This is a genomic window from Actinoplanes sp. NPDC023714 (assembly GCF_040639855.1).
Taxonomy (GTDB): Bacteria; Actinomycetota; Actinomycetes; order Mycobacteriales; family Micromonosporaceae; genus Actinoplanes.
This window is the reverse complement of record NZ_JBFAAR010000009.1, coordinates 210077-224065: the sequence shown is the minus strand read 5'-3', so window position 1 is coordinate 224065 and position 13989 is coordinate 210077. Positions and strand designations below refer to the sequence as shown.

Here is a 13989-nt window from a genome sequence, read left to right as displayed (position 1 = left end):
CGGTCAGGCGCTCAGGGCGTCGAGCTGTTCCTGAACGGCGGGGATGCCGATCGGCGCCTGACCACAGGCCTTCTGGGCGTCGCGGGTGTGCTGGTCCATGGAGCGCAGGATGCTGATGCTGTTCTTCACCAGTTCGACCTGAGCCTCGGCCTGCGCAGCCGTCATCGAGGCGGACGCCGATTGGGCCGGCTTGGGGACGGTGGTGAAGGCGGTCAGGTCGTTGAGGAGCTGTTCGACGCGGGCCGTGTCGGCGGAGAAGCCCTGCACCGCCTCGCGCAGGTCCCGGTTGAAGAAGAGGCGGCTCTCGGTCCGGGTCAGCTCGTCGCGGATGGTGGCGAGCTGCGCCGTCGCCTCGTCGGCGGTCTGCGCGCCGGACTCGCGCTGGTTCTGGGGCGTGCCGTCGGTGGCGCCGAGCTCGATCATGGCGGTGCAGGTGCGGTCGGTCGTCCAGCGGTCGACGGCGAAGGCGCCCAGGCCACCGAAGCCCGACGCGACGCCGGTGACGACGGCGGCCACGATGAGTATCTGTTTGCGTACCTCGTCGGCACGGGTACGGGTCTTGCGCGGCATGACGGCTCCCAACGTCCAGGGGTACGTGACGTGGGAGTCGGCCTCGGCGGGCCGGGTCTGAGATCTACCGGCCGGTCGCAATCACGCCGCAACCGTTTACCGCGATCGAACCGGGCTCAGTCCGGGGAACCACCGATCGACACGCCCTCGCAGAGCAGGCGCGGGTCGTCGTCGGCGGCGTCCGGGTCGAGGTCCTGGGCGCTGCGGGACCCCATCGAGTAGAGCGTGAAACCGGGCTCGAAGCGGAAACCGGCGTCGGTCTGCTGATAGCGGTGGCCGCGGCCGGCGAGTTCGGCGACGACCTCGTCGAGGAACCGGTACGTCAGCTGCACCCCGTCGAACCAGGCCTCCTCGCCACCGCCCCCGGAGTACGCGATCTCCACCTGCTCGACGGTGTCGACGTCGGTGTAGGTGAGGATCAGCATCGGGCTGGTCTCGTAGATCTGCCGATCGATGCGTCCCGGGTGGACCGGTGTGCCGAGCTTGCACTCGACCACCTCACGGCTCTCCCCGATGCGCACCAGCGAAACACCCTCACCCGGCAGAATCTCCATCCGCGGATGATGTCACGAGCCGGGCCGCGAACGCTCTCACCACCTCGTCCGGATCGAGGTCCGCATCGATCGGCGTGGTCAGCATGTCGAGCAGCAGTCCGTCGATCGCGTAGTGCATCAGGGCGATCTCGAACGCGCCGCCGGGCAGGCCGGTCGTCGCGTGATAGGCCACGTCGGCCCGGTATCCGCCGCGCAGGGTCGCGCCCAGGACGGCGGCCAGCCCGGGCCGGCGGGCCGCTTCGAGGCGCAGCTCGATGAGGGCGCGGGTCAGCTCCGGCTCCCGGGTGGTGCGCTCGATGATGTAGCGCAGATAGTCGACGAAGAGGTCGGGGCCGGGTTCCCGGGCAGCGAGCGTGGCGACGACCGCCGGGTCCGGGGCGAAGCGCTCCATGATCCGCTCGCCGAGCGCGCCGAGCAGGGCGTCCCGGGAGCGGAAGTAGTTGGACGCGGTGCCGACCGGCACTCCCGCCTCGGTGTCGACGGCCCGGTGGGTGAGGCCCCGGGCGCCGGCGGTGGCGAGCACCCGCAGACCGGCGTCGGCGAGGGCCCGGCGGCGCTCCGGATTCTTCGGCATGAAAAACACGGTAGCAGTAACCACTACAGATGCCGTACATTGACGACCACGACACCCGTAGTGGTCAGGAGTGGATATGCGAAAGCTCGTGTACTTCGTCGCCGGCACGATCGACGGCTTCATCGCGGCGCCGGACGGCTCGTGGGAGTGGATGGGCGTGACCGAGGACGTGGTCCGGTTCATGGTCGAGAGCTATCCGGAGACCGTCCCGACCCACGCCCGCGGTCCGCTCGGTGTGCCGGACGCGCCGAACCCGCGGTTCGACACCGTGGTGATGGGCCGGCGCACCTACGATCCGGCGCTGGCCGAGGGCATCACCAGCCCGTACAGCCACCTGCGCCAGATCGTGTTCAGCCACACCCTGAAGGAGTCGAAGGACGTCGAGATCGTCGCGGACGACCCGCAGGACTTCGTGGCGAAACTCAAGCAGGAACCGGGCCGGGACATCTGGCTCGCCGGCGGCGGCGAGTTCGCCGGACAACTGCTGCCGCTCGTCGACGAGCTGGTCGTCAAGCTCAACCCGATCGTCGCGGGCGACGGCATCCCGCTGGTGAGGGCCGGCTTCGACCCCCACCGATTCACCCTGCTCGACGCCAAGCCTCTGCCGAGCGGCGTCGTGGTCCTGCACTACTCGGCGCGGCCCGGCGCGTAACCCGGCGGCTGCTGCGGAGGATCGAGAAGCGGCTTCAGGGGTACGACGGGACGCGTCACCGGCGAGCCCGGACCGAGTTCGACCTCCTCGCCGTAGAGGCTGATGGTCAGCCGCTCCCCCGAGGCGAGGCTCACCCGCACCGTCTCGTGGTCCGCCTCGACGACCAGCCGCGCGCCGCTGTGCCGCAGACCGAACTTGAGACGGGTGATCCCCTCCGGCAGGCGCGGCTGGAGGGCCGGGCCGGACGACAGCTCGCGCAGGCCGCCGAAGCCCTCGACGATCGCCGACCAGGCACCGGCCAGCGAGGCGATGTGCAGGCCGTCGCGGGTGTTGCCGTGCAGGTCGCGCAGGTCGATCATGGCGGCCTCCCAGGCGTACTCGTGGGCCAGGTCGAGGTGGCCGACCTCGGCGCACATGACCGCCTGGGTGCAGGCCGACAGCGACGAGTCCCGGACCGTGATCCGCTCGTAGTAGTCGACGTTGCGCGCCTTCTGCTCGTCGGTGAAGGCGTCGCCGCACCAGTGCATCGCGAGCACGAGGTCGGCCTGCTTGACCACCTGCCGGCGGTAGAGCTGGAAGTACGGCGCCTGCATCATGAGCGGCTCCCCGGACGGCTCGGCCGGGAAGTGCCAGGGCGCGTACCGGGTGAACCCCTCGGACTGCGGGTGCACGCCGAGCCGCTCGTCGTAGGGGATGTGCACGGCGTCGGCGCAGGCCCGCCACTCGTCGATCTCCTCGGCGGTGACGTTCAGCTCCGGCGGCGGCGGAGCGGAGGAGCACGCAGCGGCAGCCGCCCGCAGGTTCCGGGCCGCCATCAGGTTCGTGAACACGTTGTCGTCGGCGACCGCGCTGTACTCGTCCGGCCCGGTCACCCCGTCGACGTGCCACGTGCCGGCGGCGTCGAAGTGGCCGTGCGACACCCAGAGCCGGGCGGTCTCGACGAGGATCTCCAGCCCGAACGGCAGCGGCGAGCCGGTGATCAGCCGGTACCGGTCGACGGCGCGGGCCACCCCGGCGTTGAGGTGCAGCGCCGCGGTCCCGGCCGGCCAGTACGCCGAGCACTCGGCGCCGCCGATGGTCCGCCACGGGTACGCCGCACCGCGCAGCCCGAGGGTGCTGGCGCGCTGCCGGGCGTGGGTGAGGATCGTGTGCCGCCAGCGCAGGGCGTCCGCGGCGGCCCGCGGTGAGGTGTACATGAGCAGCGGCAGGACGTAGCCCTCGGTGTCCCAGAACGCGTGGCCGTCGTACCCGGGACCGGTGAGGCCCTTGCCCGGGATGGGCCGGCCCTCGGCGCGGGCGCCGGCCTGCAGCACGTGGAACAGCCCGAACCGGACCGCCTGCTGCAGCGTGGGATCACCGTCGATCTCGACGTCGGCGGCCTCCCAGAAGTCGTCGAGGTAGGCCCGCTGTTCCGCCACGAGACCGTCCCAGCCGGTGTGCCGGGCGGTGTTCAGGGCGGCGGCGATCTGGTCCCGGAGAGCTTCCACCGACCGCTCGGTGCTCCACCCGTACCCCAGGAATTTGATGATCCGCAGGCGCCCGCCGGGCGGCAGAAGGGTGACCACCGACGTGCGTGCCCAATCGGCCCGGACGTCGGTCTCCTCGTCGAAGTCGCCCTCGACCTCGATCACGTGATCCATCCCGGCGGCCATCAGGAAACCGCTGCGCCGGGTGCGGTGCAGCAGGACGGCGCCGTGCTGCTCCTCGTCCTGCTCGACCGCGACCAGGGGATCCTTCAGCGCGGCCGCCACCCGCGGGTCGTCGGAGACCTTCACCTGCTCCTCGTTGGCAGCCAGGCAGGACTGCACGGTGATCCGCACCGGCCGGTCGGTGGCCTCCACCTCGTAGGAGATCGCGGCGATCGCCCGCTGGGTGAACGAGACCAGCCGCCGGCTGCGGATGCGCACCCGCTGCCCGGCCGGCGACTCCCAGTCGACGCTGCGGCGCAGCACGCCGGCGCGCAGGTCGAGGACGCGCTCGTGGGCGTGCAGGATGCCGTTGCCGACGTGGAACTGCTCGTCGTCGACCATGAGCCGGATCAGCTTGCCGTCCGTCACGTTCACGACGGTCTGGCCCTGTTCGGGATAGCCGTAGCCGCCCTCCGGGTAGGGCAGCGGCCGCTCCTCGTAGAACGAGTTCAGGTAGGTGCCGGAGATCTCGTGCGGCTCGCCCTCGTCGAGGTTGCCGCGCAGGCCGAGGTAGCCGTTGGCGAGGGCGAGCACCGACTCGGTCTGGGCGAGCAGGCCGGTGTCGAGCCGGGTCTCCCGCACCTGCCACGGCTCGGGTGGGCAGATCTCTTCGCTGATCACGTCCCTGGTGGTTACCACGTCCGGGCCCCGGGAAACTGGCAGTTCGCTGAGTTAGGCAGGATGACCCCCGTGCGTGCATTGATGATGTCGGCGGTGGCGGCCGTCGTGGTGCTCGGTGGCGGCGGCCTCGTCTATGCCGGCCTCCGCTCCTCCCCGACCGTCGAGTTCAAAGCCGGCCCGTCCGCGCAGGAGCTCGCCGCCGTCCGATGGGCCAAGAAGGCGGACGCTCTCGACGCGGCCCTCAAGAAGGTCACGGGCAGTTTCTCGGTGGCGATCCTCGATGCGAAGACCGGCTTGACGTACGAGTACAAGGGCGCCACGAAATACGACACCGCCAGCATCGTGAAGGCCGACATCCTCGCCTGCACGCTGCTGAAGGCCCAGGCCGCCGACCGCTCGCTCTCCGCCGGCGAGATGGCGCTGGCGAAGCCGATGATCCAGCTGAGCGACAACGACGCCACCACGGCGCTGTTCCAGCAGATCGGCGGCAAGGCGGCGGTCACCAAGTGCAACAAGACGCTCGGGCTGACCGCCACCACGATCGACGTGCACTGGGGACTCACCAAGACCACGGCCGAGGATCAGGTGAAGCTGCTCGAGCAGTTCGACGGCGACGACAGCCCGCTCGACGAGGGCTCCCGGGAGACCGCCTTCGAGCTGATGACCGGGGTCGACGAGGAGCAGGACTGGGGTGTGCCGGCGGTGGCCGCCGACGGCGAGACCGCCACCGTGAAGAACGGCTGGGACACCCGCTCCGCCGACAACGGCAGGTGGGTGGTGAACACGATCGGCCGCGTCACGTCACCGGAGGGCGAGGTCGACGTGTCCATCGCGGTCCTCTCGCACCACAACCTGTCGCAGGATAACGGCATGAAGCTGGTGGAGAAAGTCGCCAAATTGACACGGAAGTACCTTGAATACTAGATCGGGTGATTAACGGCCCGATTCTGCGAAATGTCTGATTGACTCCGTGCCCGTGGCATTGCGGAGACGATCGGTACTGAAAGCGTCAGCCCTCGGCACGGCAGCGGTCGGGCTGCCGAACCCCCGGAAGATCGAACCGGGGCATGGACATCCTTTGCGGCGCCGGGGTCGGCGGCGGCTCGCTCGTCTACCACGGCATGACGATCCAGCCGGACGAGGAGGCGTTCGCCCGGTCGATGCCGTCCGGGCTCGACTGGACCGCTTTCGATCAGGACTTCTACCGCCGGGTCGAGCGGCGCCTGCGCCCGGCGCCGATCCCGCGCGACCTGCTCGGCACGAAGCAGTACCGGGCCGCCCGCCAGTTCCACGATCAGGTACTGGGGAAGGGCCTGCGCCCGTTCCGGGTCCCGCTCCCCGTGGACTGGGATGTCGTGCGCCGGGAGCTGCGCGGCGAGCTGCCGCCGTCCTATTCGACGGGTGACGTGATCTACGGCGCCAACAACGCCGGCAAGCGGACCCTGGACGTCACCTATCTCGCCGAGGCGGAGGCGACCGGCCTCGTTCAGATCCAGACCCTTTCATGGGTACGGGACATCGAGCGCGACCGCTCCGGCAGATGGATCGTGCACGTCGACCGGATCACCACGGGCGGCCGGGTCGCGGTCCGCCGGCGGATCGTCACTGACGCGCTGTTCCTCGGCGCGGGCTCGGCCGGCACGACCCAGCTGCTGGTCAAGGCGAAGGCGAAGAACCTGATCCCGGACCTGCCGGACGACGTCGGCACCACCAGCCTGATCGGTTTCGGCCTGGTCAAGCCGCTCGGCGAGTTCCGCTACGACGCCCGCACGGACGACGCCGTCCTGCACTGGAAGCAGTCCTACGACGCCGACCTCACCGCGGCCATCCGCGACCGGATCACCGGCATCGTCGGCGGCTCGCTGCTGATCGACACGACGCGGTTCGACACGACCACCTACCACCCGCTCGGCGGCGCGGTGATCGGCGCGGTATGCGACCGGTACGGCCGGGTCCGCGGCCAGCGCGGCCTCTACGTCACCGACGGCGCCCTGATCCCCGGCTCGACCGGGGCCTGCAACCCGTCGATGACGATCGCCGCCCTGGCCGAGCGGAACATGGACGCCGTCCTCCCGGAAATCATCTGACCCTTCCGGGCCTCAAGCGGGGCGGCGCGCGACCGATCCAAGACGGCGCACAAGAACCCGTAGATGGAAGGTGATCACCGTGGAGCAGTTCAAGCTTCTCTTCGCATACCTGCGCGACGTCCGCTCCTCGGAGGAGGGCGCCACCGCCGTCGAGTACTCGCTGCTCGCCGCCCTCATCGCCGGTGGCCTGATCGTCGCCGTGACCGCCCTCCGCGACGACATCAAGGGCATGATCGACACCCTGATCGCGGCGATCTAGAAGGTGTCCGACCCGGTGTTGACGTTCTCGGCCTCCCGCAGCGCCGCGGCCGCCCGCTCCTTCTCGGCCGGCGTCCGATAGTCCCGGCTGGCTCTCAGCAACTCCCTCTGACGGCTGCTGAGGGCCGCGACGGCCGGGTACGGAGGCTGCGCCGCGCAGTGCTCCCGCAGCAGGTTCCGGCGCTTCGGCCAGATCCTGGCGGTGATCCAGACGGCCGGAACCAGGATCAGCAGCCAGAACACCAGGAACACGACGATCGACAGCAGGAAGTCCCCGGCGTTGTTCACCTCGAGCGCGCCGAAGTAGACGACCTGGACGGCGTAGAAGGTCGCGACCAGGAAGACGACGAAGAGCGCGGCCCCGCGCAGGCCGTCCTCCATCGGGCGGGCGCCGCGGGGCAGACGCCGGGACTCTTCCCGCACGAACGCGTCCCGCCGCGCCCTCAGCTCCTCGTCCCACCGGGCCCGCCGCAGCGTGACCGGCTCCTCCGCCCTGGCGTACCAGGCCAGCATCGCCGCCTCGATCGGATGCTCCGGCTCGCCCTTCCCCGGGGTGACCGTCACCATGCCCACGTCGTCGATGCCGATCAGCCCGGCGCGCAGCAGCGCCGCGGTCGCCGGCTCGGTGACGTCGCCGTGGCCGGCCCGATCCGCCAGCGCGGCCGCGTAGTAGGGGTCGAGGCCGGGGATGTGCCGCGCCGCCCGGCGATCCAGCAGATGTCGTACGAACCAGCCGAGAAGGAGAACTCCGAGCAGCGCGCCTGCGCACGCCGCGACCACCGCTGCGAGAGCCATACCTCATCGTCACAGCGACGGTCCACAAAGGCTAGTCGTCGAAGAGGTGCTCCAGGCCGATCACCTCGAAGACCCGCCGCACGATGCCGCGCGCCCCGGAGAGCCGGAACCCCAGGCCGGCGCGCTCGGCGGCGAGGTAGCCCTCCAGGATCGCGCTGACCGCCTCCGAGTCGATGAACCGCACCCCGCGCAGGTCGGCCAGGACGGCGCCGGCGGTAGCCTCGGCATCGTCGGCGGTAGCGGCGGCGTCGGCGTCCTTGACGGCCTCGATCAGCGCGTCCCGGATCTCGTCGCGGGCGCCCATGTCGAGGTCGCCGGAGAACGACAGCCGGATCGGGCCGGGAGCCGAGGGCTCCCGGCTGATCATGAAATAGTCGTCCGGCACAGTATTTGTCTACCAGCAAATATCGCGATCGTCATCCAGCGCGCGAGTGACCGCCGTCAGCTCGCCCAGATGAGCGCCCGGCCGAGCTGCGACTGCAGGCCCTTCGCGTGCAGCCTCCAGATCGGGTCGGTGCCGATCAGCACGACGTCGTTGCCGGCCGCCGTGGTCCCGCGCACGATCGCGGCCTGCCCGGCGGCGGACTCCTGCCCCTGGGGAGAGCCCGTGGACCACCAGCCCGCGAGAAGCGGGTCGGCCGCGTAGGACTGCTCGACCGTGACGCCCGCGCCGAGCCCGGTGTACCAGACCGGCTGCGCGATGAACGAGTGCGGGATCGCGCCGGAGGTGACCGGCCCGCCGCTGTTCACCACGTTGACGACGCCGCTGGCCAGGCCCGGCCCGGCGGTCGCGGTGACGCTGAGCAGCCCGGCCGCGTTGCTGAACGCCGGGCCCGCGGTGTCCAGGCCGACCACACCGCCGCCGCGGGCCAGGAAGGCGTCGAGCGCCGCCCGGTTCTCGGCGGTCAGCGTGGCCGGGTTGAGCGTGGCCGCGACCAGCAGCACGTCGACGTCGGCGGTCAGGGTGGTGGCGAGCGTCGCCGCGGTGACCTGGCGGGCCGTGAAGCCGGTGTCGGCGAGGGTGTCGCGCGCCTCCACGCCGCCGACGTACCCGACCACGATCTCGTCGAGCAGCGTGCCCGACCAGCGCTTCGGCGCTCTCTCGAAGTCGATGCGGTACCGGCGGGCAGCGTCCGCGACCAGGCGCTTGTCGGCCCGCGGGATCACCACCGAGCCGTCGGCCAGCCGGTGGACGCGGGCGCCGCCGTCGAGCAGGGCGTTCACGGCGCGCAGGTCGGCCGCGTCCTGGATGTCCAGCCGGTAGTCGGTCCTCCCGTCCGGCAGGGAGCCGCGCGCCACGCCGTCGTAGATGCGCTTCACCTGGACGCGGGGGATCGCGTTCCACAGCGTGTCGACGGTCGCGCCCCAGGTCAGGCCCTGGCTCCAGCCCGCCGGACCGGCGTAGAGGTCGGAGACCCGGTCGGTGATGTCGGCGCCCGGCTCCAGCAGCGAGTTCACGATCCCGCGTTTGGGCTGGTGAAGATCAATGACATAGGAGCCTTCCGGGTACGCCGTGCCGCCCACCCGGAACGACCGCTGCGCCCGCCAGACCCGTCCCCCGCTACCGAGCAGGAGGTCGACGAGCCGGGCCGCGGCCACCTCGGAGTGCTGCCGGTCGCCGGCCGGGATCACGTAGGAGCGCGGGAACTCGGTGCGGTAGTCGTCCTCGGGTCCCCAGCCGGGCACGTACCCGTCCGGGATGTCCCGCAGCGGCTCGCCGGCCCAGCCCCGGCGGTAGACCTCGGCCTGGTCGAAGATGACCTGGTTCCGGTTCGCCTGGATGTACTCGAGCGACTTCTCGATCGCCACCTCGTGCACGTCGGTGTTGATCCCCGAGCGGCGCAGCCTCTCCTCCGGGGTGAGGTTGCCGCGCGGGTTGAGCGGCGCCTCGATCGTGTACGGGATGCTCGACTGCAGCAGCGAGAACGACGGCACGTAGATCGGGGGGAAGTCGTCCCACACCCCGGGCTCGTCGTCGCGGAACGGGATCCGGGCGCTCTGCGTCTCGGCGTACCCGAGATCTTTGAGCCCCTGCTCGATGCCGAGCGCGTTCGGCAGCGCGTGCTTGATGAACAGGTCGTACTCGTTGTTGACGTTGTGCGGCGGGGTGCTCGGGTGCAGCAGCGTCGGGCTGACGTATCCGTGCAGGTCCAGCGTGATGATCGGCTTGACGTCGACAGCGAGCTCGCGGATCAGGTTCGTCTCCGGCTGGGACACGATCGTGAGGTCGCGGTTCAGGTCGTACCCGGCGCTGTTGGCCCTTGTCCCGGCGACCCGGCCGTCCGGGTTGGACGTGATGTTGAAGACCAGCCGGTTGCGCCGGAGCAGCGTCGTGATCGCCGGGTCGGTGCTGGTCGCGTACTCGGTGATGACCCGCAGGGCAGCGTCGGTGCCCTCCCACTCGTTGCCGTGGATGTTGGCGTTCACGAAGAGCGGGGTCTTGTAGTCGCGCAGCAGCCGCTTGTCGGATCGCGCCCGCACCGGGTCGTCCTCGATCCACCGCTTCCAGCGCTCCTGCCGCTGCGCCTCGGCACGCGACTCGGGCGCGGTCACCGTGACGACGTAGAGGTCGTAGCCGCCGGCCGACTTCCCGGCGACCCGGGCGGAGACCCGGTCACTCGTCCTCTGCAGGGCGTTGAGCGCGGGCGCGATCTCGTCGTACGGAATCACGCCGATCGGAATCGACGCGTCGTCCGGGTTGTCCGGCCAGACCGGGAGCGTGTTCTGCCGCGGGTATCCGGCGATGTCATCGATCGCGTCCGCTCGCGGCGGCACGGCGGGGAGGGCGTCGGCGTGGGCCGGGACGTTCCAGCCGGTGACGACGAGGACGGCTGCCGCGGTGGAGGCGGCTAGTCTTCGCAACATGATCGCGATGGTCGACGCGTCCAGTGGAGACTGTCAATGTCCAAGCACACATTGCCTACTGAATGAATAGGATATAGGGTGCCCTGATGGCTCTGCTCGACGGCCGCATCGCCTACGACTTCACGCCCGGCAGCGGGGACGGCGCGGTCCTGCTGCTGCACGGCTTCCTCTCCGACCGCCGGGCCGGTGGCCGCTTCGACCGGCTGGCAGCCGAATACGCCCGGATCGGGTACGCGGTCCTGCGGATCGACTTCAGCGGCTTCGGCGACTCACTCGGCGACGCCGTCGACGGCGAACGCCTGCTCGACGACACCGCCGTGGCGCTCGACCACCTGGACTCGCTCGGGTACACCCGCCAGATCCTGCACGGCCAGAGCCTCGGCTCGGCGGTGGCCCTGCGCGTCGCGCCGTCCCGCCCGCGGGTCGTCACGCTGGTGCTGACCGGCGCCTCCACCGGGGCCGGCCACGGCGACCGCCCCTACCCGTTCCTCTCCGAGGAGCAGGTCGCCGCCTGGTACCGCGACGAGGACATCCACCTGCCGATCACCGGCTCCTCGATCCGTACCCACGTCGTGGTGAACCGGCGGCGGCCGAGGCTCGGCGCGCGCGGCACCCAGGAGGAGCTGCTCAGCGCCGTGAAGGTGCCGGTCCTGATCATCCACGGCGACACCGGCGAGCTGGAGCAGCACCTCGCGGCGCTCACGGCGAAGGGCGCGCACCTGCTGCCCGAGGGCTCCGAGGTGGTGGTCATCCCCGGCGCCACCCACACGTTCACCGAGAGTCAGGACGCCGTCGCCGTCAAAGCCCTTGATTGGGTACGACGTCAAGTGCCGCTCACATGACGAATGCCCGTTCAGATCGCAGTGCCGTGCGACCCGAACGGGCATTCAAGCTTTCTTGATCAGCTCAGCATGCAAGCTTTCTTGATCAGCTCAGCAGGGCCGAGGCGACGATCACGCCGAGGACCGCGCCGACGACGCTGGCGCCGGCCGCGTACCAGCCGAGCGGCCGGTCGCCGAGGTAGCCGCCGACCACACCGAGCACCAGCCCGGCCAGGCCGAACAGCAGCGGCGAGAACAGGAAGGCCAACACGGCGAAGACGAAGGCCAGGATCGTGCAGACGCGAGCGGCGGTGACGCCGCCCCGAGTGGTCGTGGACTGGGACATCGCGGGCTCCTCCCGGCTGGTTCCTGGACGTCCCTTGTGTACCCACATCCCCCTTCGCCCATTCCTCATGGGCGCTTCATCCGGTCAGGGCGCGCTTCATCAGGGCGCTTTCTCATCCGGTCAGGGCCCGCAGACCGGCCGCCGTCAGCACGCCGATGAGCACGGCGAGCAGCAGCGGAACCTTGACGAGCCGCGCCACGACGACGGCCACCAGCGCGACCGGTACCGTCCAGTCGAGATCGGCCCAGCGGCGGCCGAGGACCTCCACCACCACGAGCGCCGCCAGCAGGGCCGGGGCCAGCATCGCGATGACGCCGAGACTCCACCCGGGCAGCTCCCGGTCGCCGAGCAGGGCCGGGCCGGCCGCCTTCACCGCGAAGCTGCCCGCCGCCACCGCGAAGATCGCCACCCACAGCATCACGATTCCGCCCTCTCGGACATCGACCGCCACCGTGGCGCGGCCGGGCCCCTGCCGGTCGTCGCAAGTCGCGGCGTCATCCCCGTACCCTCTCGGTCGTGTCCCGCGCAGCAGGCACCCGCGCTCGAAGCCCGACCAGCGCACCCACCGTGGCGCCCAGCAGGGCGACGCCCGCCGGTACCCACCAGAGCAGCGCGGCGGCCACCCCCGCCCCGATCGCCGCGGCGAGGAGCGGCGCCCGGGCCGACCGCAGGCTGCCGTGCGAGGAGCGCAGCTCGTCGAGGAGCACGGCCAGGAAGAACGCCGGGAAGACGACGTCGAGCCCGAGGCGTTCGACCAGATCGGACGAGGGCGCGCCGACGACGCCGAGCACCGTCCCGGCCACCCACGCGGGCCACTGCACGATCGTCGCGCCGAACAGCCGCCACCGATCGAACCGCCCACCGCCGAGATGAGCCGCCACCCACGAACCGTCCACGACGGCCTGACCCTGCAACGCCCGCCGGAACCGCCCACCGGACAGGCTCGGCCCCACGGCCAGCCCCATCGGCAGGAACCGTCCGTTGATCAGCAGCGCGGCGCCGATCGCCGGCCCGATCCCGCCGCTGCCGGCCAGCGCCGCGAGCAGCGCGAACTGCGCCGACCCGGAGAAGATCAGCGTCGACGCCACGATCGCGGCGAGCGCGCTCCACCCCTGCTCCCGAGCCGTGGCCCCGAACGTGATCGCCAGCACGAACCCGGCCGCGGCCAGTCCCGCCCCGACCCGCATCCCCCCGGCGAAACGCTGTCGTGCGCTCTCCACTCCCACGACCGTACCCAGATCGCCCGCCTCCGCACCCTCCCCCCGCCCGTGCGTCGCGTGACACCGGCTGCACAGGAGGGCGACAAATCGGGTGCAAACCCAGCCCTGGCGTACAGCCAGGCCCGATCGGCTGTACAGGAGAGCGACAAATCGGGCGCAAACCCAGCCCTCACGTACAGCCGGATCCCTGTCAGCGGGCTGCGGACATCGGTTGGGGCGTTCGGGCGTGAAGGGCCGCGGACGCCGGGCCACCGGTTCGCCCGGCCCGCATTGATCACCGAGCCGAAGAGGTGCTGCTCGGGTATCTCACTCGGCGCGGGTGAGGCGGCTCGCGCGCGGGCGCTCCTAGCGTCGGTCCATGGATGCTCTTCTGGGATCGCTGACCGAAACGGAACTGGCCCTGGTTCGGGAGACCGAACCGGAACGGATCGCCGGGCTGGACGAGGACGCCCTGATCGAGCTGCACAACCGGGTGCGGCGGGCGCGCAACAAGTATGTGAAGGCCTACCGGCGGCGGGCCGCGAACCGGGTCGAGGAGGCCGGCGGCCGGGGGAAGGCGCACGCGCAGAACGCCCGGCGGCGGGCGAAGGCCGAGGTGTTCGAGGGCCTGCTCGCGACGGTGAGCAGGCAGTTGGCGGTGCTGGCACAGGCGAGCGCGGCGGAGTACGAGGCCGAGCGCCTGAAGGCCGATCCCCCGCCGGCGCCGCCGAGGCAGAAGGCGAAGAAAATGACTCCGCAGCGCACCGATCGTCGCCCTCAGACGCCGGACCTGCGCAAACGGGCGGCGTCCACCCGAGCCACCAACGCGCGGAAGCAGGCGCGCAAGGACAAGCGCTCTTGACGAACAACTGACGGGTACCTATTTTTGTCGCAAGTATTTTCAGAAAGTTTCAATCCTGTTGCAGCAAGCCGTGTCCCCGCACGGCTTTGAACCCGTC

At 70.7% G+C, this 13989-nt stretch carries 16 protein-coding genes; 6 read left to right on the top strand and 10 right to left on the bottom strand.

Going from position 1 to position 13989, the window contains the following annotated elements:
- Nucleotides 1-3 precede the first annotated feature (3 nt).
- The 3 genes from AB0G10_RS32865 to AB0G10_RS32855 form a co-directional block, all read right to left on the bottom strand.
- Nucleotides 4-570, bottom strand: coding sequence for a hypothetical protein (locus AB0G10_RS32865; protein WP_360930583.1), 567 nt, complete (start codon nt 568-570; stop codon nt 4-6).
- A 116-nt stretch (nt 571-686) separates the two neighbouring features.
- A complete protein-coding gene (locus AB0G10_RS32860; protein ID WP_360930580.1) occupies nt 687-1124 on the bottom strand; it encodes a hypothetical protein in 438 nt (145 codons plus the stop codon).
- Nucleotides 1105-1698: a TetR family transcriptional regulator gene (locus tag AB0G10_RS32855; RefSeq protein ID WP_360930578.1), complete on the bottom strand. Its 594-nt coding sequence runs from the start codon at nt 1696-1698 to the stop codon at nt 1105-1107. The genes AB0G10_RS32860 and AB0G10_RS32855 overlap by 20 nt, the downstream gene beginning before the upstream one ends.
- Before the next feature lie 76 nt (nt 1699-1774).
- Between AB0G10_RS32855 and AB0G10_RS32850 the strand changes: the two genes are divergently transcribed.
- Entirely contained in the window at nt 1775-2350 is a 576-nt protein-coding gene (locus AB0G10_RS32850; RefSeq protein WP_360930575.1) for a dihydrofolate reductase family protein, read from the top strand.
- Here AB0G10_RS32850 and AB0G10_RS32845 read toward each other — a convergent pair.
- Complete coding sequence (locus AB0G10_RS32845) at nt 2326-4659, bottom strand: glycosyl hydrolase family 65 protein (RefSeq protein ID WP_360930572.1); 2334 nt, start codon at nt 4657-4659, stop codon at nt 2326-2328. The two genes, AB0G10_RS32850 and AB0G10_RS32845, sit on opposite strands and share 25 nt — an antisense overlap.
- Nucleotides 4660-4728: 69 nt before the next feature.
- On the opposite strand from AB0G10_RS32845, the gene AB0G10_RS32840 reads away from it, so the two are divergent.
- From AB0G10_RS32840 to AB0G10_RS32830, 3 genes are all read left to right on the top strand, one after another.
- Complete coding sequence (locus AB0G10_RS32840) at nt 4729-5583, top strand: serine hydrolase (RefSeq protein ID WP_360930569.1); 855 nt, start codon at nt 4729-4731, stop codon at nt 5581-5583.
- A 143-nt stretch (nt 5584-5726) separates the two neighbouring features.
- The gene (locus AB0G10_RS32835) at nt 5727-6746 is read left to right on the top strand and encodes a GMC oxidoreductase (RefSeq protein ID WP_360930566.1); all 1020 of its coding nucleotides are present in this window, start codon (nt 5727-5729) and stop codon (nt 6744-6746) included.
- 79 nt (nt 6747-6825) lie between these two features.
- Nucleotides 6826-7005 carry a Flp family type IVb pilin gene (locus AB0G10_RS32830; protein ID WP_360930563.1) on the top strand — a complete coding sequence of 60 codons (180 nt, stop codon included), beginning with the start codon at nt 6826-6828 and terminating at the stop codon, nt 7003-7005.
- On the opposite strand, the gene AB0G10_RS32825 is transcribed toward AB0G10_RS32830, so the two are convergent.
- The 3 genes from AB0G10_RS32825 to AB0G10_RS32815 are packed head-to-tail and all read right to left on the bottom strand — an operon-like array spanning nt 7002 to nt 10664.
- On the bottom strand, nt 7002-7799 hold the full coding sequence (locus AB0G10_RS32825; RefSeq protein WP_360930560.1) for a hypothetical protein: 798 nt from the start codon (nt 7797-7799) through the stop codon (nt 7002-7004). The two genes, AB0G10_RS32830 and AB0G10_RS32825, sit on opposite strands and share 4 nt — an antisense overlap.
- A 31-nt stretch (nt 7800-7830) precedes the next feature.
- Nucleotides 7831-8184, bottom strand: a complete 354-nt coding sequence (locus AB0G10_RS32820) for an STAS domain-containing protein (protein WP_360930557.1) — start codon at nt 8182-8184, stop codon at nt 7831-7833.
- 56 nt (nt 8185-8240) lie between these two features.
- Complete coding sequence (locus tag AB0G10_RS32815) at nt 8241-10664, bottom strand: M14 family zinc carboxypeptidase (protein ID WP_360930554.1); 2424 nt, start codon at nt 10662-10664, stop codon at nt 8241-8243.
- Nucleotides 10665-10750: 86 nt separating this feature from the next.
- Here AB0G10_RS32815 and AB0G10_RS32810 point away from each other — a divergent pair, with 86 nt between their 5' ends.
- Nucleotides 10751-11506 (top strand): alpha/beta hydrolase, encoded by a 756-nt coding sequence (locus AB0G10_RS32810; protein WP_360930551.1) that lies wholly within the window; start codon nt 10751-10753, stop codon nt 11504-11506.
- Between the two features lie 85 nt (nt 11507-11591).
- Here AB0G10_RS32810 and AB0G10_RS32805 read toward each other — a convergent pair whose 3' ends face one another.
- The 3 genes from AB0G10_RS32805 to AB0G10_RS32795 form a co-directional block, all read right to left on the bottom strand.
- Nucleotides 11592-11831 (bottom strand): hypothetical protein, encoded by a 240-nt coding sequence (locus AB0G10_RS32805; RefSeq protein WP_360930548.1) that lies wholly within the window; start codon nt 11829-11831, stop codon nt 11592-11594.
- Nucleotides 11832-11943: 112 nt separating this feature from the next.
- Nucleotides 11944-12249 carry an AzlD domain-containing protein gene (locus AB0G10_RS32800; RefSeq protein WP_360930982.1) on the bottom strand — a complete coding sequence of 102 codons (306 nt, stop codon included), beginning with the start codon at nt 12247-12249 and terminating at the stop codon, nt 11944-11946.
- A 76-nt stretch (nt 12250-12325) separates the two neighbouring features.
- A complete protein-coding gene (locus AB0G10_RS32795) occupies nt 12326-13051 on the bottom strand; it encodes an AzlC family ABC transporter permease (protein WP_360930545.1) in 726 nt (241 codons plus the stop codon).
- Nucleotides 13052-13409: 358 nt separating this feature from the next.
- On the opposite strand from AB0G10_RS32795, the gene AB0G10_RS32790 reads away from it, so the two are divergent.
- Nucleotides 13410-13892: a hypothetical protein gene (locus tag AB0G10_RS32790; protein ID WP_360930543.1), complete on the top strand. Its 483-nt coding sequence runs from the start codon at nt 13410-13412 to the stop codon at nt 13890-13892.
- The last annotated feature ends 97 nt before the right edge of the window (nt 13893-13989 follow it).